Source organism: Amycolatopsis sp. NPDC049253 (assembly GCF_040678995.1).
Lineage (GTDB): Bacteria > Actinomycetota > Actinomycetes > Mycobacteriales > Pseudonocardiaceae > Amycolatopsis.
Window position 1 is genome coordinate 278,045 of sequence record NZ_JBFAQX010000004.1, and the last position, 24,278, is coordinate 302,322.

Here is a 24,278-nt window from a genome sequence, read left to right on the forward strand (position 1 = left end):
GGCCAAACCTGACCGGAAACGGACAAGGCCGGACGTACCCGCTGGCGCATCCGGTCGCCGGGCGCCTCAGAACCCGCGGAACACCCCGTCCTCGTCCGCCGCCGACGTGAACTCCTCCCAATCCATGTTGGCCAGCGAAATGTTGTTCTCGATCGAGTACAGGTGCTCCGCGGCCACCCGCAGCCGCCCATTCCCGCGAGGGCTTACCCGGACCACCAGCAACGGCAGCTCCGCCGACGCGAGCGCCGTCCGGTCCGCCAGCACCAGCAGCGCCCACTCCGGCGCCAGCGCGACCAACTGGTCCGCGGTCGCGTCGCGGTACGCCGGGTCGTCGACCACGTGCAGGTCCGGCAGGAAATCCTCTTCAATCGGGGTCGTCACGGCGATGCGGACCGCGTCCCAACCCGCCGGATCGGCGAAGTCCGTGCGGATCAGCAGGCTGGTCTGGAGGTCGGGCAGTCGGTTCATGGCGATCAGTGAACCGCAGCCGCACAGTCGGGCCGTCACCGGATTCACACCAGGGAGCCTTGCGCGGGCGGGTGGCACATCCGGAAACCCCGCACACCGGATGGCCGCCGCCGGTATAAGGGGAGCATGCCCCCTGAAGCGATCGACCAGGCGGCGGCCGACGACGCCGCGCGCCGCCGCGCCGAGGCCGCGCTGGCCGCCGGTGACCCGACAGGGTGGTTCGAACCCCTGTACGCCGCGGCCGAAGCCGGGGAGGCCGTCGTGCCCTGGTACCGCGGCGAGCCGGGCCCCGAGCTCGCGGCCTGGGCAGCGGCGAACCCCGGCGACGGCCGCAGCGCGCTGGTCGTCGGGTGCGGCATGGGCGACGACGCGGAACTGCTCGCCGACGCCGGCTACGCGACCTCGGCGTTCGACGTCTCACCCAGCGCGATCAAGGCCGTGCTCAATCGCTTCCCCGACACCCGCGTCTCCTACCGCACCGCGGACCTGCTCGACCCGCCCGCCGAATGGCACCACGCCTTCGATGTCGTCGTCGAGATCCTCACCGTGCAGTCCATGCCGAAGTCCGTGCGCGACGCGGCGATCGCGTCCGTCGCCGGCTTCCTCGCACCAGGCGGCACGCTCGTCGTCGGCGCCTTCGCCGAGGAGAGCATCGACCTCGCGACCTGGTCCGGACCACCCTGGCCCCTCAACCGCGCCGAGCTCGACTCCTTCGCCCGCGACGGCGTCAAAGCCACCACCGTGGACCGCGTCCGCGACGGCAGCCGCTGGTGGGCCCGGTTCACCCGGGAGGCGTGACGTGAACCCGATCCTCGAACGCTGGTTCGCCGAGCACCTCCCGGACCTGCCGCCCACCGAGGTGCTCTCCGCGCTGCTCATGGCCGCCCAGCTGGGCCACGAGGTCCCCGACGACGTGCTCGACGCGTGGGGCCGCGAAGTCGTCATCAGCCGCCGGATCGTCGACCAGTCCGAACCGGAGTTCATCAACCAGGCCCGCCGCCGCGGCTGGTCCTGGGAGCGCATCGCCGACCGCCTCGGCCTCCCGAGCGCCGAAGCCGCCGAACAGCGCCAAGCCGTCCTCGAGGCGGAACTGGACCGTACGCACCCGCAGAACCTGCCGGGCGCCTGGCGCGCCTAGCGTCCCGCACAGCCACCGCGCCCCGATGAAGTTTCCCGTCACCGTCCACCACGCCCGCCTCGGCCCCGACGAGTTCAGGGTCATCCGGCCCGCCCGGCCCTTGGCACGCGCGCTGCTCACCGACCGCGACTGGCACCTGGCCGCCTACCTCGACCAGGACGCCGCCCTCGTGATCGCCGGGCTGTGGATGCTCGCCGCCCGCTCACCACGCTCACTGATCCACGTGCCGATCCGGGCCAACCTCCCGCCGGTCTGCAACTCACCTGGCACCACCAGCCCCCGACTCGACCTGGTGCTCCTGCACCACTCCTTGCAGTTCGCCCCGGCGCGATGGAAGCAAGTGCGACAACGGCTCGGCCCCGGCCGGCCGCAGACCGCCACCGTGCCCGAGACGGACCACGCCGACGAGATGGCCGTCGACCACGCGGCCCGCCACTACCGGGACAACCGCGACAAGTTCCACCAGGACGTGCACGCCGAGACACTGTTCATGACCGGCAGCGCGAAGGTGTTCCGAGAGACCGCCGGGCGCTTCCTCGACCTCGCCAGGAACGGGCCGGCGTTCGTCGCAGCCTCGGACCACCCGCACTACTGCACAGAGCTGCACGTGGGCGACGGCGTCCTGGCCCACGCCCGCGAACTCCACATCGAGTACTGCGCCCAGTGGACCGGCTGATCGCACAACGCCGGGGGACAACCACCCCTGGGGCGTGTTGCTGAAGCCTTGCCGCACGCGTGAGCGCCCGGAAGACTGCGGCGATGCCTGAATCCGCCCCGCGCAGCCGGGAGACGCCGATCAGGTCTCGCCCCTTGGCCCGCGACTTCGCGACGTTGTTCGCTCCGGAACGCGGAGCATTCGACGTGACCTGGCAGAGGCCCGGAGAGGCGCCCGGCACGCTGGTCGCTGTCGCCGAGTCGGGTCGGGTCGGTCGTGGGCCACCTGCTGCCCAACTGCCACCTGACCTTCCGTACCAACGGTCCGGTCGTATGGGTCGAGGAAGTGATGGGTCGACGAGCGCCACCGCAGGTCCGACGTCGGCCGACAACTCATGGGCTACGCCGACAACTGGGCCCGCGAGAGCGGCCTACCTCGCACTCGGCTATGAAGACTCGGCCGTCTTCTTCAAGAAGACCCTGGCGTAGGGCTACGGCGTCACGCTGACGGGCGGCCCGTGGCCGTCAGGCCCGGGAACAACGGCCCGAGCATGGCCCACGTCTCGTCCGAGATCACGTCACGCGACACAAGCACAACGCTGCACCCGACGAATTCGAAGACCCTCTGGCAACACGCTCCAAGGCTGACCGAGACTCGTTGCCGCGCGCACCACGAAGCGTCTGCTGGTCAGAAGGGATCGGTGAACGAGATCGGCTTGCCGGTGGCATGGGCGTATGCGATCTCCCTGCTCGTGGACTCGCCGATGTACCCGCCTGGGTTGACGACCAGGACCCGGTCAGCCAGGTCGATCTTGCACAGGTGGAGGGCGTCCAGCGCGGTCTTCTGCTCGTTGGTGATCAACTCGCCTGCTTCGTGATCCTCGGCGCGCAGGAAGACGCCTGGCGCGACGACGATGACACCTGCGAAGGTCAGATCACGGTTCGCCGCGCTCATCTCGTCGACGAACCGGGTAGAGCCGCAGATGCAGACAATCTCCGGTCGGTCGGGCACGGCTCAGTCCTTCGGGTCGAACGGGAAACCGTGAGTGTGCGCGTAGCCATCACAGACGGGCATCCGAGCCAACACTTTACGCAGCGAGACGGACACCACGAGGCCGCACCGTCGCAGGCCGGAGGCGTGGCCCGTGCCGGGAACGACGCTGCTCGGCGCCGAAGTACGGGATTCACCCGGTTCACCAGCTTCCTTTGGCAACACGGCCTAGCAAGACTCCAGGAACCGCTTCAGCACCCGCGTCCCGAACCGCAGCCCGTCGACCGGCACGCGTTCGTCGACGCCGTGCGCCATGGCGCGGTAGGGGAAGCCCTCCGGCAGCGACAGGGGAGCGAAGCCGTAACACGCCATGCCCAGCTTGGAAAACGCCTTCGCGTCCGTGCCGCCGCCCATGCAGTACGGCACCACCACGGCGTCGGGGTCCTCGGCGCGCAATGCGGCGGCCATGGCGTCGAACCACGGCGAGTCCACCGGCGCCTGCACGGGTGGCTGGTGCGCCACGAACTCGCGTGTCACCCCGGGGCCGAGCAGTGAGTCGAGGACCTCGAACAGCTCGTCCTCGGCGTCCGGCAGCACGCGCACGTCCACTTGGGCCGTCGCGGTCGACGGGATCACGTTCACCTTGTAGCCGGCGGACAGCATCGTGGGGGTGGTGCTGTTGCGGACCGTCGGCACCACCAGCGAACCCGCCGGGCCGAGCCGCGCCACCGTCGCGTCCACCGCGTCACCCGAGGAAAGGTCCACGGGCACACCCAGAGCCGCACCCGTGCGCTCCAGGAACGCCCGCACGGTCGGGGTCAGCCGCACCGGCCAGCGGTGCCCGGCGATCCGGTGCAGCGCGTCGGCGAGCATCGTCACGGCGTTCTCGTCGTTGGGCCGCGAACCGTGCCCCGCCCGGCCGCGAGCCGTGAGCTTGATGTGCGCGGTGCCGCGCTCGGCCGTGCCGACCGGGTACAGCCGCACGGCGCGCCCGTCGGCCGCCGGCACGTGGTAGCTGTAGCCGCCCGACTCGCTGATCGCCGCGACGCACCCCTCGAACAGCTCCGGGTGCCGCTCGACCAGCCAGTGCGCCCCGAAGTCGCCCTTGTCCTCCTCGTCCGCCACGAACGCCAGCACCAGATCCCGGCGCGGCCGCAGCCCCGACGCGACGGCGGCCAGCACCATCGCGCAGAAGTCCTTCATGTCCACCGCGCCGCGGCCCCACAGGAACCCGTCGCGCACCTCACCGGAAAACGGCGGCACCGACCAGTCCGCCGCGTCCGCCGGCACCACGTCCAGGTGTCCCTGCACCAGCAGCGCCGGCAACTCCGGGTCGGCGCCCGGGATCCGCGCGATCACGTTCGCCCGCCGCGGTGCCGACTCCACGATCTTCGCCGAAACCCCGTGGCGCCCCAGGAATTCCGCGACGTACTCCGCCGCCTCCCGCTCGCCTTCGGAGTCCCCGCCACCGCGGTTGGTCGTGTCGAACCGGATCAGCTCGGCGCAGAGCTCGACGGGATCAGCCAGGTCAGCCATAGATACCCTGCACCGCCCCCGCCGCGATGGCCGTGACCACCTTGAACGCCTTCATCGCCTCGGTCATGCTCGGCGCGTCGAACCCCACGCGGCGGGTACCGATCTGCTCCACCGTCGGGATCACCGCCGTCGCCTGCGCCAGGTGGCTCGCGTCGAACTCCACCTCGATCCGGTGCCGCCCCGGCAGCCGCTCCACCCGGCCGGCCCGCCCGCACGAGTCCAGCGCCGCCGCGGTCAGCAGCTCCGAGGTGCGCGCCGGCGGCAGGCAGATCGCCGCGTACCGGCTCACACACTCCTTCACCGGCACCAGCTCCGCCTCCGGAGCGTAGTCACGTGCGTCCTCGCACGCCTGGTCGTCACCGCTGACCAGCAGCACCGGCACGCCGTACTCGGCGGCCAGCGCCGCGTTGAGCCGGCCCTCGCTCGCGGGCACGTCGTCCAGCCACACCCCGGTGATCTGGTTCTCCAGGTACGTGTGCGACAGCACCCCGTCGAACCCGGCGCCCGCGTGGTAACCGAGGAACACCACACCGTCCACACCGGAATCGATGCCCTGCATCATCGACAACGGCTTGTGGCGCCCCGTGAGCATCCGCGCCCGCGGGTCCAGCTCCTCCAGCAACAGGTTCCGCTGCGACGAATGCGCCTCGTTCACCAGGACGTCGGACGCGCCGGCTTCGAACAACCCCGCCAGCACCGCGTTGACGTCACCGGTGAACAACCGCCGGAACCGCTGCCAGGGCTCGGTGCCGGGCACGACGTCGTCGGTCCACGTGACGCCCGTGGCGCCCTCCATGTCCGCCGAGACCATGATCCGCATGCGGGCACTCTAGTCATCCTACGTCCGGCCCGGGGCCGGAACACCCGAGATCACGCACGGTGACGACACGCCGCACATAACGATCGGACACGCACAGTTGTCGGAACATATTGCGCCCTTCCCTCGGTATGTGGTTACTTTTCGGCTCTGGGGCTAGACGATGGGGTGGTCTTCAAGTGCGGATCAAGCACGTTCGGCGCGGGGTGAACCGCGCCATCGCGGTTCTGGCCGCGGGAACCATGGCGATTCTGCCGCTGGCGGGCACAGCCACGGCACAGCAGCCGGCGCAGCCGAAGGTGCTGCGGGTGGCGCTCACGACCGGGATCGACCACCTGAACCCGTTCACGGCGTCGCTCGCGGCGTCCACGCAGGTCGGCCGGTTCATCTACGAGTTCCTCACCATCCCGAGCGCGGACAAGGCCGAAGCCTCGCCCGCGCTCGCGGAGTCGTGGACGACCTCGCCCGACAAGCTCACGTGGACGTTCAAGATCCGCAAGGGCGTGAAGTGGTCCGACGGGCAGCCCGTCACCGCCAAGGACGCGGCGTTCACCTTCCAGCGCATGCTCGACGACGAGACCGCGCGCACCGCGAACGGCAACTACGTCGCCAACTTCCAGAGCGTCGCCGCGCCGGACGACACCACGCTGGTCATCAAGACCAAAGCCGTGCAGGCCACCATGGACCTGCTCGACGTGCCGATCGTGCCCGAGCACATCTGGGCGCCGATCAAGGACCTCAACGACCCGAAGACCGACGACCTGTCCGTGGTCGGCGTGAGCGACGGCCCGTACCAGCTCACCGAGTACAAGCAGAACGAGTACGTGAAGTTCAAGGCCAACACCGCCTACTGGCGCGGCGCGCCCAAGGTCGACGAACTGCAGCTGCTCGTGTTCAAGGACGTCGAAGCCGCCGTCAACGCCCTCAAGCAGGGCGAGGTCGACGTGATCAACCGGCTCACCCCGACTCAGTTCGACGCCCTCAAGGGCCAGCCGAACATCGCCACCAACCAGGCACCTGGGCGACGCTACAACGAGATCAACATCAACTTCGGCGTCGAGGACGTGAACAACAAGCCCATCGGCAACGGCAACCCCGTGCTGAAGGACCTGCGGCTGCGCCAGGCGATCGCGCAGAGCATCGACACCAAGACCATCGTGGACAAGGTCATGGGCGGCTACGGCCAGCTCGGCGGAGGCGTGATCCCGCCGATCTACTCCGCCTACCACTGGGACCCCTCACCGGCCGAGGCCCGCAAGTTCGACCTCGCCGCCGCCAACAAGACGCTCGACGACGCCGGCTACGCCAAGGGCGCCGACGGCATCCGCGTCGCCCCCGGCGGCGCGCGCCTCGAGCTGCGGCTGACCGGCCACGCCAACCGCGCGTTCGACCAGCGCACCGCGCAGTACGTCGCCGGCTGGCTGCAGCAGATCGGCATCTCGGTCAAGCAGGAACTCGTCTCCGACGAGGAGCTCAACGACCGCACCACGGCCGGCAACTACGACCTCGCGATCTCCGGCTACGCCACCAACCCCGACCCGGACTACGCGCTCGCGCTGCACACCTGCGCCGCGCGGCCCAACGCCGAGGGCAAGGGCGCCACCACCGACACCTTCTTCTGCGACCCGGCCTACGACGGGTTCTACAAGCAGCAGCTCACCGACACCGACCCGGCCACCCGTGCCGGCTACGTCAAGCAGGCCCAGGCCCGCCTCTACAGCCAGGCCGTGAACGTCGTCCTCGACTACGACAATGCCCTCGAGGCCTACCGCTCCGACAAGTTCTCCGGGTTCCAGACCCAGCCGCAGCCCCAGGGTTCCATCCTGGAGCAGACCGGCTACTGGGGCGTCTACGGCGCCGTCCCCGCCGGCACGGAGACCGCGGCCGCCGACGCCGGCGGCTCGAACACCGTCCTGTGGATCGTGCTCGGCGTCGTCGTGGTCGTCGTCCTCGTCGGCGGCGGCATCATGATCGGCCGGCGCGGCAAAGCCGCGGACGACCGGGAGTAGCACCTCTTGACGCAGGCACTCACCTCCGACCAGGCCGCGGTTCTCGTCGACCCCGACGAGAACCGCGGCGGGACCGGCACCACCCGGTTCGTCCTCACCAAGATCGCCGAAGCCCTCGCCAGCATCCTCCTGGTGATCGTCCTCGGGTTCCTGCTGTTCCGGCTCCTGCCCGGCGACCCCGTGGCGTTCATGGTCCGCGAACGGCCCACCGACCCCGCGCAGATCGCCGAGTTGCGCGACCGCCTCGGCATCGACAAGCCCCTGCTCACGCAGTTCTGGGACTACTTCACCGGCCTGTTCCGCGGCGACTTCGGCACCTCCTACATCGAACGCCGGCCCGTGCTCGACATGATCGGCGAACGGCTGTGGCCGACCGTGCTGCTCGTGGGCAGCGCGACCGTGCTCGCCGTCGCGCTGGGCCTGTGGCTCGGCATCCGCGCCGCCTGGAAGCGCGACAGCTTCTTCGACCGCGCCCAGACCGGCATCGCGCTGACCCTGTGGTCGGTGCCGCAGTTCTGGCTCGGTCTGCTGCTGCTCGTCGTCACCGGGGGCCTGTTCCCCAGCCGCGGCATGCACTCGCCCGACGCCGGCCCCGGGTTCTTCGCCCAGGGCCTCGACGTGCTGCACCACCTCGTCCTGCCGTGCGTGACGCTGCTCGCGGTGTTCTACGCCCAGTACATGCTGGTGATGCGCTCGTCGCTGCTGGGGGAGATGAACGCCGACTACCTCACCACCGCCCGCGCCAAAGGCCTGCGCGACGACCTCGTCCGCCGACGCCACGCCGTGCCCAACGCGCTGCTGCCCACCGTGACCCTGGTGTTCATGCAGTTCGGCATGGTCGTCTCCGGCGCCGTCACCGTCGAAGCCGTGTTCAGCTGGCCGGGCCTCGGCCAGCTCACCTACGACGCGCTGCACGGCCCGGACCTGCCGGTGCTGCAAGGGGTTTTCGTCGTGCTCGCCAGCGCCGTCGTCCTGATGAACCTGCTCGCGGAACTGCTCTACCGCGTGCTCGACCCGAGGGTGCGCACCGCATGACCGCCCCCGCCACCGCCGCGGCCGAGACCCCGCGCGCCATCGCGTGGCGCCGCCGCCGCGCCGGCATCGCCCGCACCTGGCACGAGTTCGCCGCGCAGAAAGCCGCGCTCGCCGGGTTCGTGCTGCTCGTGCTCACCGTCCTGCTCGCCCTGCTGCTGCCGGTGATCAGCGACTCCGACGGCCTCGACGTCACCAAAGCCACCGGCCACCCGCTCAGTCCGCCCGACGGGCAGTTCTGGCTGGGCACCGACATCGACGGCCGCTCCGTGCTCCTGCTGACGATGTGGGGCACCCGGATCTCCCTGCTCGTCGGGTTCGCCGCCACCGTGCTGAGCGTCCTCATCGGCACCGTCATCGGCATCGCCGCCGCGCACTTCGGCGGCTGGATCTCCACGATCTTGTTGCGCTTCACCGACTTCTTCCTCGTCCTGCCCTCCCTCGTGCTCGCCATCGCGCTGTCCGCGGTGCTGCCGCAAGGGATCTGGACGATCGTGCTCGCCATCGGCGTCACCGCCTGGCCCAGCACCGCCCGGCTCGTGCGCGCCCAGACACTCACCATCGAAAGCCGCCCCTACATCGAACGCTCCCGAGCGCTCGGCGGCGGCCACCTGCACGTGGTCGGCAAACACGTCCTGCCCGGCGTCGCGCCGCTCGTGCTCGCCAACACCACCCTCGTGGTCGGCAACTCGATCATCGCCGACGCGACCCTGTCGTTCCTCGGCGTCGGCGACCCGACGTCCATCACCTGGGGCGCCATGCTCGAGACCGCGCTCAACAACGGCGCCGTCAGCCGCGGCGCATGGTGGAACCTGCTCCCGCCGGGCATCGCGATCGTGCTCGTCGTGCTGTTCTTCACCCTGGTCGGCCGCGGGCTGGAAACGGTGCTGAACCCGAGGCTCAAAGGACAACACTCGTGACCGCCCTGCTCGAACTCAAGAACCTCGGCGTCACCTACCGCACCGGCGGCGGCGAGGTCGCCGCCGTCCGTGGCGTCGACCTGCGCCTGGAAGCCGGCGGCACGCTCGGCGTGGCGGGGGAGTCCGGCTCGGGCAAGTCGACCGTCGCCATGAGCGTGCTGCGCCTGCTGCCGCGCAGCGCCACGGTGACCGGCGAGATCCTGCTCGACGGCGAAGACGTCACCACCATGCGCTGGGGCCGCCTGCGCGCCGTGCGCTGGGCCGAGGCGTCGGTGGTGTTCCAGGGTGCCATGCACGCGCTGAACCCCGTGCGCCGCATCGGCGAGCAGATCGCCGAACCCCTGCGCCTGCACCCGCCCGAGACCGGCGCGCTCAGCGAGACCCAGGTCAAAGCGCGCGTCGCCGAGCTCCTCGACCAGGTCGACCTGCCACCCTCGCGCGCCGGCGCCTACCCGCACGAGCTGTCCGGCGGGCAGAAGCAGCGCGTGATGATCGCGATGGCCCTGGCCTGCTCGCCGCGGCTGGTGATCGCCGACGAACCGACCACCGCCCTCGACGTGATCGTGCAGGCCCAGGTGCTGGCCCTGCTGTCGAAGCTCGTGGCCGAACAGGACATCGGGCTCGTCATGATCAGCCACGACCTGTCCGTGCTCGCCGCCACCTGCGACCGCATCGCCGTGATGTACGACGGGCAGCTCGTCGAGGAACGCCCCAGCGCCGAGCTCATGGCCGACCCCCACCACGAACACAGCCGCGCGCTCGCCGCCGCGTTCCCCACCGTCGGCGACCCCGTGTCCCGCTTCGCCCCGGCCACCAGCACCCCGCTGCCGCCCGAACCCGAACACCGCGCCGGGCCCGGCGACACCCCGCTGCTCGAAGCCGAGAACCTCCGCGTGAGCTTCCGCGACCGCACCGGCAAGCGCATCCACGCCGTCAACGGCGTCGACCTCGCCGTGCGCCGCGACGAAATCGTGGCCCTGGTCGGCCAGTCCGGCTCCGGCAAGACCACCCTCGCCCGCACGCTGCTCGGCCTGCAGAAAGCCGACTCCGGCGCGATCCGCCACGACGGCAAGCCCCTGCCCGCAGGCGGCGGCGCGCTGCGCGCGTACCGGCGCAAAGTCCAGCTCGTGCTGCAAGACCCCACCAGCGCACTCAACCCCGCCCACACCGTCTACGAAGCCGTCGCGGAAGGCCCCCGCATCCACGGCCTGCCCGCCGAACGCGACACCGTGCTCAACGCCCTCGAAGCGGCCGAGCTGCGGCCCCCGGAGAAGTTCCTCGACCGACTGCCCCACGAGCTGTCGGGCGGCCAGCGCCAGCGCGTGGTCATCGCCGGCGCGCTGGCGCTCGAACCCGCCGTGCTCGTGGCCGACGAACCCGTCGCCTCGCTCGACGCGTCCGTGCGCGGCGAGATCCTCGCCCTGCTGCTGCGGCTGCGGCGCGAACTCGGCCTCGCCGGGCTCGTGATCACCCACGACCTGGGCCTGGCCTGGAACATCGCCGACCGGGTCGCCGTGATGTACCGCGGCGAGCTCGTCGAAACCGGCACCGTCGAACAGGTCCTGCTCGACCCCCGGCACGAGTACACGCGCTCCCTGCTCGCCGCCCTGCCCGGCGGCACGGCCCAGCGCGCGACCAGCGGCAGCTGACCGTCCCCGACCGCTTCCGAAAACCGACGTTTACGACCCACGGGCGCAAGATTCACCCGGACCGCACGCCGGCTGCCCGAACAGGTGCGCGAAACGGCAGCGGAGCGGGAGCCCGTGCGGTGACGAGAAGATTCACCCGGTAATCTCCTGGATCGAAATGGCGACCACCACCGACTCCGCGCAGCCGTCCGCGATCAGCGCTCCGGACGCGCGATTCCTCACGCCCTCGCGGTTCCCGTACCGCACGATCGCGATGGGCACCATCGGGACCACGCTGCTCATGCTCGCCGCGCTCGGCGCCGGCGGGATCCTGATCCGCGACCCCGTCCTCGGCCACGGACCCCTCTCGTGGATCCGCTACGGCCACGGCCGCGCGCTCGCCAACGGATTGCTCTACCTCGGCTTCGCCCTCGTCGTCTGGGCCTGGGTCCGCCTCGGCCGCTACGTGCTCGCCGGCCGCATCGGCAGCAAGCCGATCCTCGTCGCCGCCCTGTGCTGGATGGCGCCCCTGCTCGTGTCGCCGCCGCTGTTCACCCGCGACGTCTTCTCCTACCTCGGCCAGGGCGCGCAGCTGCTGTACGGGCTCGACCCGTACGCCAACGGCCCCGCCGAGCTCGACGTGCTCCCCAACGTGGTGCAGAACGTCCACCCGCTGTGGCAGACCACGCCCGCCCCGTACGGGCCGCTGTTCCTGCTGATCTCCAAAGGCATCGTGTCCGTCACGCAGGACAACATGATCGCCGGCGTGATCCTCACCCGCGTCGTGCTGCTCGTCGGCCTCGGCATGACCCTGTGGGCGCTGCCACGGCTCGTGAAGCACCTCGGCGGCAAGCTGCCCGTGGCGCTGTGGCTCGCGGTCGCCAGCCCGATGATGGTCATCCACCTCTTCGGCGGCCCGCACAACGACCTCATGATGCTCGGCTTCCTCACCACCGGCGTCCTGGCCGCGCTCGAACGCAAGTACGTCGTCGCCGTCGTGCTCGTCACCATCGGCATGCTGATCAAACCGACCGCCGCCGTCGCGCTGCCCTTCCTCGTGTGGATGTGGGCCGCGAACATGACCGGCGAGTCGAAGGTCAAGAACTTCTTCAAGGCCGGCGCCGCGTCCGTCGGGCTCTTCCTGCCCGTGTTCGTCGCCGGCACGTGGCTCTCGCTCGGCTCGCTCAACCTCGGCTGGTGGTCGGGCCTCGCCGCACCCCAGCTCATCGCCAACTGGCTCAACTTCCCGACCGGCATCGGCGAAGCCGTGTACAACCTCGTGCACCTCGTCGCCAACGTCCAGTCCTCGCCGTTCGTCACCGTCGCCCGCGCGATCGCCATGCTCGGCCTCGCCGCCTTCGGCATCCGCCAGTGGTGGCTCGCCCGCGAAGGCGGCGCCAAGGCGGTCTACCGCGCCGCGATCACCCTGCTGGCCGTCGCCATCCTCATGCCGCCGACCCTGCCGTGGTACCTCACGTGGGGCTTCGTGCTCATCTCCGCGTTCCCCTGGGAACGCCGCAACCTCTCCGCCGTGGTCGCGGTCTCGGTCTTCGTGACCCTGGTGTACTACCCGACCGGCGAACAGGCCCTGTACGACTGGTGGTTCATCGCCATCGTCGTGGTCGTGAGCCTCTACGCGGCCGCTTCTCTGCTGCGCCCGGACCCCCTCGGCCTCATCTCGGCGTGGCGGCGACCGCGGGAAGACAAGTTCCTCCCCGCGGCGCCTGCCGCTCCCTCTTCGTCCCAGGACTAAGGCCGCGCGAGCGCCTCGGCGAACACCGGGGCGACCTTCTTCAACACCGCCTGCTGCGCCTTGGCATCGGACGAATCCCGGTTCGAAATCGTCAACGCCTCGGCCCGGTCGCCCATCGCGAGCAGCAGCACGCACCGCACGAATCTCCCGCTGCCCTGCAGCGAGACACAGAACCCGTACTGATCGTCGGCGACCTTCGGCACCGTGAACTCACCGAGCTTGGTGAACTCCTCGTCGTCGATCGTCACCTTCCGGCACGACAGCGCGTTCTTCACGCCGTCGACCACCTCGGCCCCGGTGACGCCGTCGTACTCGGCCATCAGCTGCTTGAGCTGGCCCGCGGCACCCGTCGCAATGGCCTGAGCACCCCGCTTCGCCTTCGCATCCCACGGCTGCGCAGCACCGCACACGTTCACCAGCTGCAGCGGTGTTGTCGAGCCGACCACGTACTCGACCGGCTCCTCCGAGTCGTCGAGGCCGACCTTCGCCACCTCGTCGCCGGTCGGCAACAACCGCTCCGGCAACTTCGGCGGAGCCGACGAAGGCGGCACGCTGCTCGACACGGGCGGCGCCTTCGTCGTCAAGCTGGGCGGCGTCGTCGCCGCACCGGACGAGCACCCCGCGACCAGGACCGCGAGACCGGACACCACCGCCGTTTTCCACAAAATCCGTCTGTGCACGCACCAAGATCGCCGATCACCCGGTGATCGTTACCGGTCCTTCGTGAAGGCCGCGGCGAACACCGGCGCGAGGTGGGGGCGTCGGTGGCCGCGCCGCAGAACCCGTACTGCGCGTCGACCCCGGGAAGAGCGGGGGGCGGTGAAGTTTTCGTCCACCTTGAAGTCCTCGGCCGTTTCGGTGAACGTGCCCCACACCGTCGCGGCCGCCGATCTTGAACCATCCGGCCGAGCTGCCCTCGACCACGGCCTTGTCCCACGACTCCATCGCCTCGTTCTCGCAGGCGACGATGAGCTTCTTCGGGTACCCGGAACTGGTGATCGACTGCGGCTGCTCGCCTGGTGCGAACCCGGTCGGCGCGACAGACCCGCCAACACCGCCGTCTCCTGAGCCCGGCACCAAGATCGCCGATCACCCGGCGATGGTTGGCCGCCGTCGTCACCCCGCTACGAGAAGGACCAGCCGCGCCACGAGCGCACGGTCGTGACGACCACGGCGTGCTCCGGCGGATGCTCGGCGTACTGCGGGTACTTCGCCACCAGCCACGACACCGGCTCCGCCCGCGCGGCGTCGTCGGCGACCCGGGCGACGCCGTCCGCGCGGGCCCACCACAGCTGGGACCAGTCGTCTGAGTAGGCGTCGACGAGGAACGACACCGCCGGGTTCTCCGCGATGTTCGCCAGGCGGCGCAACGCGGTCGTCGACTTGGGTTTGTGGTCGACGGCGAAGACGATCTCGTCGCCGGACACCGCGAAGGTCACCGGTACCAGGTGCGGCACCCCGGCCGCCGAGGCCGTGGCCAGGCGGGCCACCCGAGCGTCGAGAAACCGGGCACGGGCTTCGTCAGCGGAAAGCCGCATGGTCAGGCCAGCGCGGGGGAGTCGAGGGTCACCGTGCGCAGCTCCGTGTCCAGCGAGGCCCGCGCGCCCAGCGGCAGCGTCGGCGACGACGCCACGTGGCCGAACCCGAAATCGCCCAGCACCGGAATCCCCCAGGGCGTCAAGCGGTCCAGCACCAGCGACCGGATCTCGGCCGGGTCGCCGCACGCGGCCCACGAACCCAGCACCACCCCCCGCGCCCCGGTGAACCAGCCCGAGCGCAGCAGCTGCGTCAGCATCCGGTCGATCCGGTACACGCTCTCGGTCACGTCCTCCAGCAGCACGATCCCGTCCGCGGCCGACCCCTGCTCCGCCGTGCCGAGCCCGGCCGCGAGCAGGGACAGGTTGCCGCCCACCAGCACGCCCGAAGCGCGTCCCGCCACGAGCACGTCGGCGCCCGGCGCGTGCAGCACGCGGGTGCGCTCCGGTTCGAACAGCGTGCGGCGCAGGTGCTCGGCCGCCGTCTCGTCGAACAGGACCGACGCGGGCATCGGCGAGAACAGCGTGTCCAGGTCCAGGTGCGTGGCCACGGCGCGGTGCAGCGCCGTCACGTCGGACGATCCCGCCAGCACCTTCGGGCCGGCATCACGCAACGCCGTCCAGTCGATCAGGTCCAGCATCCGCTGCGCGCCGTACCCGCCGCGGGCCGCGAGCACACACGAGACCTCCGGGTCGAGCCACGCGGCCGCGAACTCCGCCGCCCGCACCTCGTCCGGCGCGGACAGGTAGCCCGACGCCGAGCCGTGCACCGCCTCGCCGACCCGCACCTTCACGCCCCAGCCGCGCAGCACCGGCAGCGCCGCGTCGAGCAGGTCCGGCGCCACGGGACCGGACGGAGCCACCAGCGCCACCGTGTCCCCGGGCGCCAGCCGCGGTGGTCTCATCGGGACAGCTCCAGCTTCGCCACATCCGGCGTCGCGAACCCGAACACCTGGCCGTAGAACGACAGCTCGGCCTCCAGCGCCGTCACGATCGTCTCCGCCCGCCGGAACCCGTGCTGCTCACCCGGGAACCGCAGGTAGGCGTGGTCGACCCCGCTGCCGGCCAGCCCGGCGACGAACCGGTCCGCCTGCTCCGGCGGGCAGATCTGGTCCTCCAGCCCCTGCAGGAACAGCACCGGCCCCGCCAGCGAACCCGCGTGCGTGATCGGCGAGCGCTCCCGGTAGCGCTCCTCGGTCTCCGGATACGGCCCGACCAGCCCCACCAGGTACTGCGACTCGAAGTCGTGCGTCTCGCCGCCCGCTCCCGTCCACGTGGCGAGGTCCAGGATCGGGAACTTCACCGTCGCCGCCGCGTACGTGCGCGTCATCGTGATCGACGCCGCCGACGTGAACCCGCCCGCGCTGCCGCCCCGGATCCCCAGCCGTGCGCCGTCGGCGGCGCCCTCGGCCACGAGCGCCTCGGCCACCGCCACGCAGTCGCCGACGTCCACGACACCCCACTGCTCGCGCAGCCGCTCCCGGAACGCGCGCCCGTAGCCGGTGGAGCCGCCGTAGTTCACGGCCACCACGCCGATGCCGCGGCTGGTGAAATACGCGACCGTCAGGTCCAGCGCCGCGTCGCTGCGCCCCGTCGGCCCGCCGTGCACGTGGACCAGGAACGGCGGCCGCTCACCCTCGGGACCGGTGAAGTCCGGGTTCCGCGGCGCGAACACGAACGCCGGGATCCGCGACCCGTCCGCCGCGATGAACACGCGCTCCTGCGGCACCGGCAGGTACTCCGCCGGCGGCAGGTCGGCCGGCTGCGGCGTCAGCGCCGTCCAGGTGCCGGCCTCGAGATCCACCCGCACCACGGCGCTCTCGCGGTCGGCGCCCCCGGCGATCCCCACGACCCCGCCCGGCACCACGGCCAGCCCGGACGCCGACCACGCGCTCAGCTCCGGCACCACCGGCGTCACCGAACCGGCTTGCTCGTCGAGCACCGCCAGCCCGTCCGGGGTGAGCACGGCGTGCCGCCCGCCGCCGAGCGGGGCGAACCAGCTCGCGCCGAGCTTCCACATCGCGCCGCCGATCTCCTGCTCCACCGGTGCCAGGTTCACCACCGACCCGTCGAGCCCGACGCGGTGCAGGTTCCACCACCCGTCCGGGTCCAGCAGCGCCAGCAGCCGGTCCGGCGTCTCCCACTCCAGCTGGCAGACCGCCACGTCGGCGCCACCGGCCAGCACCCGGGCCCGGCCGAACACCCCGTCGCCGTCCACGGGCGCGACGAACAGCTCCGTGCCGTCCCACGGCATCGCCGGGTGGTCCCACGCGAGCCACGCCGCGTGCGCGCCGTCGGGCGAGAGCTGCGGGGCCGTGAAAAACCGGTGCCCCTCCACGAGCACCCGCTCGGCGCCGCCGGCGAGGGACACGGCCACGAGCTCGCGGGAGATGTCCGTGCGGCGCGGCCCGGTGCTGCGTTCACGCACCGCCCACACCTCGCCGGCGCGGCCAGGCCGGAGATCGCCGTACCGCACGCCCTGCGGCTCGGCCGGCTCCGGCGTCAGCGGCCTCACTTCGCCGGCGACGGACGCGTACAGCCGCTGATCGGCCCAATGGGTGAAAACCACGGTGTCGCCGATCGCGACCCACGGGCGGCCGCCGTATTCGTGCACCCGGTTGCGGACGTTCCACGGCGCGGGCACCACGTCCTCGACCCCGCCACCCGGCACCGCGCGCACGAGTGCCACGCGGCCTCCTTCGGCCGGTCGGGCCTCGGCCCACCACAGTTCGTCACCCACGGTCGCCGGCCACGACGCGCCACCTCCCGCGGCCGCCACGTCCGCCGCCGAAACGGGTGAGGTCCAGGTTCCGTATGTCGAGATCTGTGGCACCCGGAAAGCCTAACGGCGACCCGCTGCGTGTCCGCACCCGCACGCACCGCACCGAAATCCCGGTCAACCAGGGGCGGCGGATGCCGATCATGCGGCCGTGGCCTAGGGTCGGGGGTGCTATGTCTCGCGTAATCCACGTCTTCCGCAAGCCCGACCGGTTCGTCGCCGGAACGGTCGGCGAGCCCGGCGATCGCACGTTCTACCTCCAGGCGTCGGAAGATGTCAGGACGATCAGCGTGACGATCGAGAAACAGCAGGTCGTCGTCCTCGCCGAACGCCTCGGCTCCCTTCTCGAGGAGGTCGTCAGCCGCTTCGGCGCCGACGTGCCCAACGACGTCCCCGACGACCAGCTCGACGTCGACCCCCTCACGGTGCCGGTCGAGGAGGAGTTCCGCGTCGGCACCATGGGGCTCGGCTGGGACGCCGACTCCAGCGCCGTCGTGATCGAACTCCTCGCGATCACCGAGGGTGAGGTCGACGAGACCGTGGTCCTCGACGACACCGAAGAGGGCCCCGACGCCGTGCGCGTGTTCCTCACCCCGGTCGCCGCCCGCGCCTTCACCGAACGCGCCGACCGCGTCGTCAACGCCGGGCGCAAGCCGTGCCCGCTGTGCGGGGAGCCGCTCGACGCGACCGGGCACATCTGCCCGCGGCAGAACGGCTACCGCCGCGACGTCGACGTGGCCGAGGACTGAGGGCGCCGGTGGCCAGCACCCCGCCGGAACCGACGGACCCCGCCGCGCGCGAATTCGTCACGCACGGCCGCATCGACGTCGAGGGCCGGCTCGTCGACGCCTCCAACGTCACCCTGTTCTGCGCGATCGAGCTCGACGGCGTCACCGGCCGCGTGGTCTACAAGCCGGTGTCGGGGGAGCGGCCGCTGTGGGACTTCCCCGACGGCACCCTCGCCGGCCGTGAGGTCGCCACCGCGATGATCGCCGACGCGTCCGGCCTCGGCGCCATCCCGCCGACCGTCCTGCGCGACGGCCCGTTCGGGCCCGGCATGGTCCAGCTGTGGGTGGAGACCTCCGAGGACGGCGACGTCGTCGACGTCTGCGCTCCCGACGAGGTCCCCGACGGCTGGCGCACCGTGCTGCACGCCCATGACCGCCTCGGCGACCCGGCGGTCCTGGTGCACGCGGACCACCCGGGGATGCGTGAGCTGGCCGTGCTCGACGTGATCGTGAACAACACCGACCGCAAGGGCGGGCACCTGCTCGCCGGCACCGACGGCCGCGTCTACGGGGTCGACCACGGCATCTGCCTGCACACCGACCCGAAGCTGCGGACCGTGCTCTGGGGCTGGATCGGCGAGCGCCTCGGCGACGAGGCCGAGGAGAAGCTGCGCAAGCTGCGGTCGGACCTCGACGGCAAGCTCGGCGCCGACCTCGGCGAGCACATCACCACCTTCGAGGTCCGCGCGCTCTCGCAGCGCACCGACTTCCTGCTCGCCGAAGGCGTCTTCCCCGAACCCGGCGACGACTGGCGCGCGATCCCCTGGCCGCTCTTCTGAGCGACTCGCTGGACGCCGCGGCCCGCGCGCGGCTCGTCGACCGGTTCGGCGCGGGCGTCGGACCCTGGTGCGACGCGCTGCCCGACCTCGTCACGCGCCTCGCGCAGCGCTGGGACCTCACGGTCCGGGAAGCGCGCCCAGGCAACACCGGCCGGACACTGCTGTGCGACAGCCCGGACGGTCCCCGCGTCCTGAAGCTGTGCCCCGAACCCGGGATCGCCCAGGCCGAGGCCACGGCCTTGCAGGCGTGGGCGGGTCTGCCGCGGATCGTGCAGCTGGTCGACACCGACCTCGCCGCGGGCGCGGTCCTGCTCGAAGGCCTCGTGCCCGGCACGACCCTGACCGGCGCCGACGTGCCCTGGGACCAGGTCCGCGACCTGCTCGGCCAGCTCCACGCGGTCGCGGTGGACGGCCCGTTCCCGACTCAGCTCGAGCGCGTCCACGCGATGTTCGACCTCGCCGAACGCCGCCTGCGCGGCAGCACCGCGGAAGCGCACCTGCCGGTGGCCGTCCTGCACGCCGGGCGCACCCGCGCCGAAACCCTCGCCACGACCGGTCCCGTCGCCCTCGTCCACGGCGACCTGCATCCCGGCAACGTCCTCGACGCCGGCCCGGCCCGCGGCATCGTCGCGATCGATCCTCGCCCGTGCGTCGGCGACCCCGCCCTCGACGGCGTCGACTGGGCGTTCCTCCCGCTCTCCACCGGCGGCACGCTCGACGACGGCCTCGCCCAGGTGCCCGACCCGGACCGCACCCGAGCCTGGTGCGTCGCGCTCGCCCCGCTCATCGCGATGGGCCCCCTGCGCCGCACCGGCCCGACACCCTTCACCGACGCGGTCCTCGCCCTCCTGCGGTGACACGGTGTGGCGCTCGTCACTGTTCGGCTCGGGGTTCAACCGCCACCACGGGCCCCGTGTCGCGGGATGCCGGGCGAGCACGCGCCGGCTCCCCCTGCCGAAGGGCTGACCTGACCGCAACGAAGGCTCCCGGCGCGATGACCCGCGAGATGCGCATGGTGCACACCGCGCTGTGGCGCGAGTTCGGGCTGATGCCGAAGCTGATCGCAGGCGTCGCCGAGGGGGACACCGAGCGCGCGGCGCTCGTCGCCGGCCACCTCGACCTCGTCAGCACGATCCTGCACCACCACCATCACGCCGAAGACCTCGAGATCTGGCCCAACCTGCTCGAACGCTGCCCGGCCGACATCGCGCTCGTGTAAGGCATGGAGCGCCACCACGAACGCATCGTGTTCCTCGGCGTCGACCTCACCGAAGCCGTCTCCGTCTGGCGCACCGAGCCGAACCCCGGGCACCGCGACGCCGTGCTGGCCGTCCTCGACCCGCTGATCACCGTGCTGTACGAGCACTTTGGCGCGGAGGAGGACTACGTGCTCCCGCTCATCGAACAGCACATCACCGCCGCGGAATGGGACACGATGGTCGCCCGGGGCACGGCCGAGCTCCCGGTCGAGAAGCTCCCGCTCGTGCTCGGGATCATGATGTACGAAGGCGACCCCGGCGCCGTCCGGGACGCCCTCGGCAACCTGCCCGCGGAAGCCCGCGGCACCGACGCCGAGCTCGCGCCGCGCCTGTACGCGGACCTCGCCGAAACCCTCTACGGCACCCGCATCCCGCGGAAGGAATCCACACCCGCCCGCTGAACCGGCTCGTCACGGCCATAGGAGCGGCACCGCGTTCTCCAGTGCCCAGCCGATGACCACGAACCAGCCGGCGATCCAGACGAACGCCGGGACCGACGTGAGCTCCGCGAGGCCGGCCGCGTCGTCGGTGTGGTGGCGCAGGCCGTGACGCACCCGGTTGGACACGAGCACGGCCAGCCCGCCGATCTCGCTGGTGAGCAGCAGCCACGCCTCGCCGTACGCGACGGCGTTCTGCACCCACCCCGGCGCCGTCCGCCACACGGTGAAGGTGACCATCCCGAGCGCCACCACCGCCACGAACGTGACCAGGTCACGCGTGACCACCAGGACGAGCACCATCACCAGTGTGGTGAGCGCGAGGACGGCAGGCGCGTGGCCGTGGCGCAGCAAGCCGGCCGCACCGAGCCCGGCCAGCGACGGCATCGCGTAGCCGGCCACGCTCGTCAAGGTCCGCGACCACGGCGACGGCGTCCACGACCACGTGGCGCCGCTGTCGGCGCCGGTGATCGCGATCCGGTACACCCCGCCGCCGGTCAGGACGCTGGCGAACGCGTGCCCGGCCTCGTGGAACACCGTCCCCAGCACGTTCGCGCGCCCGATCAGCAGATCTTTCTCGCCGGCCAGGAACGCGAACGTCCCCGCCGACACCGCGGCCGCGAACACGCCCGTCACCAGCACCAACCACTGCCCGGGCGCCTCGACCGTGGCGGTCAGCGACCCGACGAACCCCCCACCCGCCATGACCTCGACCTCCCCTGGGAACGGCAGGAACCCGAAGAATCGCACGTGGGTACGACATTTCCGGCCGCCGAAGGACGTCACGGATCGCGGCCGACCGGCGTGGCGGCACGACTTCGCCCCAGGAACCGCACTAGCGTGCTCGCCCGTGCGCTCACATTCGTACGACGACGTGCTGTCGGGTCCGCGCAAGCGGAAGATCCCCGAGATCCCGGCCGAACCCGGGCTCGTGGTCGAAGACCCAGCCAGCGGCTACTGCGGCGCGGTCGTGAAGATCGAGTACGGGAACGTCGTCCTGGAGGACGCCAAGGGCCGCCACCGCGTGTTCCCGCTCGGCCCCGCGGCGTTCCTGCTGGAGGGCAAGCCCGTCACGCTCGTGCCGGTCCGCAAGGCCGCCGCGCCCGTCAAGAAGGTGTCGGCGTCCGGGTCGGTGAAGGTGCAGGGCCTGCAGGCCCGCGTGGCGCGGGACTCCCGGATCTGGGTCGAAGGCAAGCACGACGCCGAGCTCGTCGAACGCGTGTGGGGCCACGATCTGCGGGTGGAAGGCGTGGTCGTGGAGCCGCTCGACGGCGTCGACGTGCTGGCCGGGAAGATCGCCGAGTTCGGCACCGGTCCCGGCCGCCGCCTCGGTGTGCTGGTCGACCACCTCGTAAAAGGCAGCAAGGAGTCACGGCTGGTCGCGCAGGTCCGCGACGAGCAGGTGCTCGTGACCGGTCACCCGTACGTGGACATCTGGCAGGCCGTGAAACCCGCGGCCGTCGGCATCCGCGCGTGGCCGGAGATCCCGCGCGGCACCGAGTGGAAGGTCGGCATCTGCGAGGCACTCGGCTGGGGCGAGACGTATGAAGGCTGGCAACGGGTCCTGGCCGCGGTGAGCAGTTTCCGCGACCTCGAGACGCCGCTCATCGGCGCCGTCGAACGGCTCATCGACTTCGTCACCGAGCCTCCCGAATGAGCCTGGCGTGAGCCCGGTATGTCCGTTTTTGGGCAAGGTCACGCGTCGGTCACGTCGAGTCACTTGCCCGGTGCGAACCGGCGCGATCTGAGAGCATGAGCACATGGCAGTGGCATTGATCTGGCTGATCATCGGCATCGTCCTGATGATCGCGGAAGTCATCTCCGGCGACTTCGTGTTGATCATGCTCGGCATCGCCGCGCTGCTCGGCGCCGGCTCCGAAGCGATCACCGGCAACATCTTCATCGACGTCGCCGTGTTCGCCGTCAGCTCCGTCGCGCTGCTGGCGCTCGCCCGCCCCGCGCTCAAGCGCCGCTTCCTCGCCGGCTCCCACACGCCCACGGGCACGGACGCGCTCATCGGCGCCCGCGCCGTCGTCGTGTCCACAGTGGACTACGACGCCGGACAGGTGAAGATCGGGGGAGAGATCTGGTCGGCGCGCGCCGTGCACGAGTCGCACCCGCCGATCGCGCCGGGTACCAGCGTCACCGTCGTCGAGATCTCGGGCGCCACCGCCGTGGTGGACGTCGTGTCGTGATCGCGAGAACTCCGGAAAACGGTACTAGGTAAGGGGAAACGCTCTTGTCGACAATTGCGATCGTCGTGGTCGCGCTTCTGGTCTTGTTCGTCATCATCACGGTGGTCAAGGCGATCATGGTGGTGCCGCAGGCCCAGTCGGCGGTGATCGAGCGACTCGGCCGGTTCCGCACGGTCGCCTCGCCCGGCCTGACGTTCCTGGTGCCGTTCCTGGACAAGGTCCGCGCCCGGATCGACCTGCGCGAGCAAGTCGTCTCGTTCCCGCCGCAGCCGGTGATCACCGAGGACAACCTGACGGTCAACATCGACACCGTCGTGTACTTCCAAGTCACCGACTCGCGCGCCGCGGTCTACGAGATCTCCAACTACATCATCGGTGTCGAGCAGCTCACCACCACCACGCTCCGCAACGTGGTCGGTGGCATGAGCCTGGAGCAGACGCTGACCTCCCGCGACGCGATCAACAGCCAGCTGCGCGGCGTGCTCGACGAGGCCACCGGCCGCTGGGGCATCCGCGTCGCCCGGGTCGAGCTCAAGGCGATCGACCCGCCGCCGTCGATCCAGGACTCGATGGAGAAGCAGATGCGCGCCGACCGGGAGAAGCGCGCGATGATCCTCACCGCCGAAGGCCAGCGGGAGTCGTCGATCAAGACGGCGGAAGGCCAGAAGCAGAGCCAGATCCTCTCCGCGGAAGGCCAGAAGCAGGCCGCGATCCTCGCGGCCGAGGCCGAGCGGCAGTCGCGCATCCTGCGTGCGCAGGGTGAACGCGCCGCCCGTTACCTGCAGGCCCAGGGCCAGGCGAAGGCGATCGAGAAGGTCTTCGCCGCCATCAAGGCCGGCCGGCCGACGCCCGAGGTGCTCGCCTACCAGTACCTGCAGACCCTGCCGCAGATGGCGCAGGGCGACGCGAACAAGGTCTGGATGATCCCGAGCGACTACGGCAAGGCCCTCGAAGGCTTCGCCCGCGCGCTCGGCGCCCCCGGCGACGACGGCGTGTTCCGTTACGAGCCGCCGAAGGACGACACCCCCGAGCGCCCGGACCTCGACGACGATGAGGTCGCCGGCTGGTTCGACACCTCGACCGACCCGAAGGTCGCCGAGGCCGTCGCCGCCGCGGAAGCCGTGGCGCGCAAGGAGGTGCCGAGCCCGCTCAACACCCCGCCGCCGCGCCGCGCCCTCGGCGGAGCCACCCCGCCGCCGGAAGCCGCGGCTCCGGCCGCCCCGGCGGAAGAAGAGCCGGCCACACCGCCGGCTCCGGCCACGCCGCCGCCCAGCACGCCGCCGCCGGGTGTCCAGCAGCAGAACCCGCCGTCGCTCCCGCAGCCGCAGCCTCCGACCACGCCGCCGGGTGGCCCGTACCAGGGCCCGCCGCAGCAGTTCGGCGGCCAGCAGGGTCAGGGTCCGGGCAGTGGGCCGTTCCCGCAGCAGGGCCCGTTCGGCGGACCCCAGGGCGGCCCGCCGCAGCAGCGCCGCTGACAACACCACGCAAAAGAGGGGCGGGGGGCCCGCGGGCGCGGGGGCGGCCCCCACGGGATAGGGAAAACGGCGGGGGGGGCGGGAA

At 71.3% G+C, this 24,278-nt stretch carries 25 protein-coding genes and 1 pseudogene; 17 read left to right on the forward strand and 9 right to left on the reverse strand.

Going from position 1 to position 24,278, the window contains the following annotated elements; genetic code table 11:
* Nucleotides 1-66: 66 nt before the first annotated feature.
* Nucleotides 67-468 carry a hypothetical protein gene (locus tag AB0K15_RS11790; protein ID WP_364048507.1) on the reverse strand — a complete coding sequence of 134 codons (402 nt, stop codon included), beginning with the start codon at nt 466-468 and terminating at the stop codon, nt 67-69.
* A gap of 126 nt (nt 469-594) precedes the next feature.
* Here AB0K15_RS11790 and AB0K15_RS11795 point away from each other — a divergent pair, with 126 nt between their 5' ends.
* The 4 genes and pseudogenes from AB0K15_RS11795 to AB0K15_RS11810 all read left to right on the forward strand — a co-directional run.
* Complete coding sequence (locus AB0K15_RS11795) at nt 595-1,266, forward strand: class I SAM-dependent methyltransferase (protein ID WP_364048509.1); 672 nt, start codon at nt 595-597, stop codon at nt 1,264-1,266.
* Nucleotide 1,267: 1 nt separating this feature from the next.
* Nucleotides 1,268-1,606 carry a hypothetical protein gene (locus AB0K15_RS11800; protein ID WP_364048511.1) on the forward strand — a complete coding sequence of 113 codons (339 nt, stop codon included), beginning with the start codon at nt 1,268-1,270 and terminating at the stop codon, nt 1,604-1,606.
* A 25-nt stretch (nt 1,607-1,631) separates the two neighbouring features.
* Nucleotides 1,632-2,282: a hypothetical protein gene (locus AB0K15_RS11805; RefSeq protein WP_364048513.1), complete on the forward strand. Its 651-nt coding sequence runs from the start codon at nt 1,632-1,634 to the stop codon at nt 2,280-2,282.
* A gap of 340 nt (nt 2,283-2,622) precedes the next feature.
* Nucleotides 2,623-2,712 (forward strand): annotated as a pseudogene (locus AB0K15_RS11810) (hypothetical protein); the annotation flags it as partial.
* 236 nt (nt 2,713-2,948) lie between these two features.
* Here AB0K15_RS11810 and AB0K15_RS11815 read toward each other — a convergent pair.
* The 3 genes from AB0K15_RS11815 to AB0K15_RS11825 form a co-directional block, all read right to left on the reverse strand.
* On the reverse strand, nt 2,949-3,272 hold the full coding sequence (locus AB0K15_RS11815; RefSeq protein ID WP_364048515.1) for a hypothetical protein: 324 nt from the start codon (nt 3,270-3,272) through the stop codon (nt 2,949-2,951).
* A gap of 207 nt (nt 3,273-3,479) precedes the next feature.
* A complete protein-coding gene (locus AB0K15_RS11820; RefSeq protein ID WP_364048517.1) occupies nt 3,480-4,787 on the reverse strand; it encodes a M20/M25/M40 family metallo-hydrolase in 1,308 nt (435 codons plus the stop codon).
* Nucleotides 4,780-5,607 (reverse strand): M55 family metallopeptidase, encoded by an 828-nt coding sequence (locus AB0K15_RS11825; RefSeq protein WP_364048519.1) that lies wholly within the window; start codon nt 5,605-5,607, stop codon nt 4,780-4,782. Before AB0K15_RS11825 ends, AB0K15_RS11820 begins: the two co-directional genes overlap by 8 nt.
* Nucleotides 5,608-5,846: 239 nt before the next feature.
* On the opposite strand from AB0K15_RS11825, the gene AB0K15_RS11830 reads away from it, so the two are divergent.
* The 5 genes from AB0K15_RS11830 (at nt 5,847) to mptB (ending at nt 12,946) form a co-directional block, all read left to right on the forward strand.
* A complete protein-coding gene (locus AB0K15_RS11830) occupies nt 5,847-7,613 on the forward strand; it encodes an ABC transporter substrate-binding protein (protein WP_364048991.1) in 1,767 nt (588 codons plus the stop codon).
* 6 nt (nt 7,614-7,619) lie between these two features.
* Nucleotides 7,620-8,648 (forward strand): ABC transporter permease, encoded by a 1,029-nt coding sequence (locus tag AB0K15_RS11835; RefSeq protein ID WP_364048521.1) that lies wholly within the window; start codon nt 7,620-7,622, stop codon nt 8,646-8,648.
* Nucleotides 8,645-9,565 (forward strand): ABC transporter permease, encoded by a 921-nt coding sequence (locus AB0K15_RS11840; RefSeq protein ID WP_364048522.1) that lies wholly within the window; start codon nt 8,645-8,647, stop codon nt 9,563-9,565. The genes AB0K15_RS11835 and AB0K15_RS11840 overlap by 4 nt, the downstream gene beginning before the upstream one ends.
* Nucleotides 9,562-11,214, forward strand: coding sequence for an ABC transporter ATP-binding protein (locus tag AB0K15_RS11845; protein ID WP_364048523.1), 1,653 nt, complete (start codon nt 9,562-9,564; stop codon nt 11,212-11,214). The genes AB0K15_RS11840 and AB0K15_RS11845 overlap by 4 nt, the downstream gene beginning before the upstream one ends.
* A 157-nt stretch (nt 11,215-11,371) precedes the next feature.
* Nucleotides 11,372-12,946, forward strand: coding sequence for a polyprenol phosphomannose-dependent alpha 1,6 mannosyltransferase MptB (gene mptB, locus AB0K15_RS11850; RefSeq protein ID WP_364048525.1), 1,575 nt, complete (start codon nt 11,372-11,374; stop codon nt 12,944-12,946).
* On the opposite strand, the gene AB0K15_RS11855 is transcribed toward mptB, so the two are convergent.
* From AB0K15_RS11855 to AB0K15_RS11870, 4 genes are all read right to left on the reverse strand, one after another.
* Nucleotides 12,943-13,593 carry a hypothetical protein gene (locus AB0K15_RS11855; protein ID WP_364048527.1) on the reverse strand — a complete coding sequence of 217 codons (651 nt, stop codon included), beginning with the start codon at nt 13,591-13,593 and terminating at the stop codon, nt 12,943-12,945. The two genes, mptB and AB0K15_RS11855, sit on opposite strands and share 4 nt — an antisense overlap.
* 477 nt (nt 13,594-14,070) lie before the next feature.
* Complete coding sequence (locus AB0K15_RS11860) at nt 14,071-14,484, reverse strand: TIGR03668 family PPOX class F420-dependent oxidoreductase (protein WP_364048529.1); 414 nt, start codon at nt 14,482-14,484, stop codon at nt 14,071-14,073.
* 2 nt (nt 14,485-14,486) lie between these two features.
* Complete coding sequence (locus AB0K15_RS11865; protein WP_364048531.1) at nt 14,487-15,386, reverse strand: LD-carboxypeptidase; 900 nt, start codon at nt 15,384-15,386, stop codon at nt 14,487-14,489.
* The gene (locus AB0K15_RS11870) at nt 15,383-17,314 is read right to left on the reverse strand and encodes a prolyl oligopeptidase family serine peptidase (RefSeq protein ID WP_364048533.1); all 1,932 of its coding nucleotides are present in this window, start codon (nt 17,312-17,314) and stop codon (nt 15,383-15,385) included. The genes AB0K15_RS11865 and AB0K15_RS11870 overlap by 4 nt, the downstream gene beginning before the upstream one ends.
* A 119-nt stretch (nt 17,315-17,433) precedes the next feature.
* On the opposite strand from AB0K15_RS11870, the gene AB0K15_RS11875 reads away from it, so the two are divergent.
* The 5 genes from AB0K15_RS11875 to AB0K15_RS11895 all read left to right on the forward strand — a co-directional run bounded on the left by AB0K15_RS11875 (nt 17,434) and on the right by AB0K15_RS11895 (nt 20,487).
* Nucleotides 17,434-18,009, forward strand: coding sequence for a DUF3090 domain-containing protein (locus AB0K15_RS11875; RefSeq protein ID WP_364048535.1), 576 nt, complete (start codon nt 17,434-17,436; stop codon nt 18,007-18,009).
* A gap of 8 nt (nt 18,010-18,017) precedes the next feature.
* Nucleotides 18,018-18,827 carry an SCO1664 family protein gene (locus AB0K15_RS11880; protein ID WP_364048537.1) on the forward strand — a complete coding sequence of 270 codons (810 nt, stop codon included), beginning with the start codon at nt 18,018-18,020 and terminating at the stop codon, nt 18,825-18,827.
* Nucleotides 18,828-18,988: 161 nt separating this feature from the next.
* Nucleotides 18,989-19,684, forward strand: coding sequence for an aminoglycoside phosphotransferase family protein (locus AB0K15_RS11885; protein ID WP_364048993.1), 696 nt, complete (start codon nt 18,989-18,991; stop codon nt 19,682-19,684).
* 137 nt (nt 19,685-19,821) lie between these two features.
* Nucleotides 19,822-20,046, forward strand: coding sequence for a hypothetical protein (locus AB0K15_RS11890; protein WP_364048539.1), 225 nt, complete (start codon nt 19,822-19,824; stop codon nt 20,044-20,046).
* Nucleotides 20,047-20,049: 3 nt separating this feature from the next.
* On the forward strand, nt 20,050-20,487 hold the full coding sequence (locus AB0K15_RS11895) for a hypothetical protein (protein ID WP_364048541.1): 438 nt from the start codon (nt 20,050-20,052) through the stop codon (nt 20,485-20,487).
* Nucleotides 20,488-20,496: 9 nt separating this feature from the next.
* Here the strand turns inward: AB0K15_RS11895 and AB0K15_RS11900 are convergent, their stop codons facing one another.
* A complete protein-coding gene (locus AB0K15_RS11900; protein WP_364048543.1) occupies nt 20,497-21,273 on the reverse strand; it encodes a M50 family metallopeptidase in 777 nt (258 codons plus the stop codon).
* Between the two features lie 100 nt (nt 21,274-21,373).
* Between AB0K15_RS11900 and AB0K15_RS11905 the strand changes: the two genes are divergently transcribed.
* From AB0K15_RS11905 to AB0K15_RS11915, 3 genes are all read left to right on the forward strand, one after another.
* Entirely contained in the window at nt 21,374-22,180 is an 807-nt protein-coding gene (locus AB0K15_RS11905) for a DUF3097 domain-containing protein (protein ID WP_364048545.1), read from the forward strand.
* A 103-nt stretch (nt 22,181-22,283) separates the two neighbouring features.
* Nucleotides 22,284-22,718: an NfeD family protein gene (locus AB0K15_RS11910; RefSeq protein ID WP_364048547.1), complete on the forward strand. Its 435-nt coding sequence runs from the start codon at nt 22,284-22,286 to the stop codon at nt 22,716-22,718.
* A 53-nt stretch (nt 22,719-22,771) separates the two neighbouring features.
* Nucleotides 22,772-24,193, forward strand: coding sequence for an SPFH domain-containing protein (locus AB0K15_RS11915; RefSeq protein ID WP_364048995.1), 1,422 nt, complete (start codon nt 22,772-22,774; stop codon nt 24,191-24,193).
* The last annotated feature ends 85 nt before the right edge of the window (nt 24,194-24,278 follow it).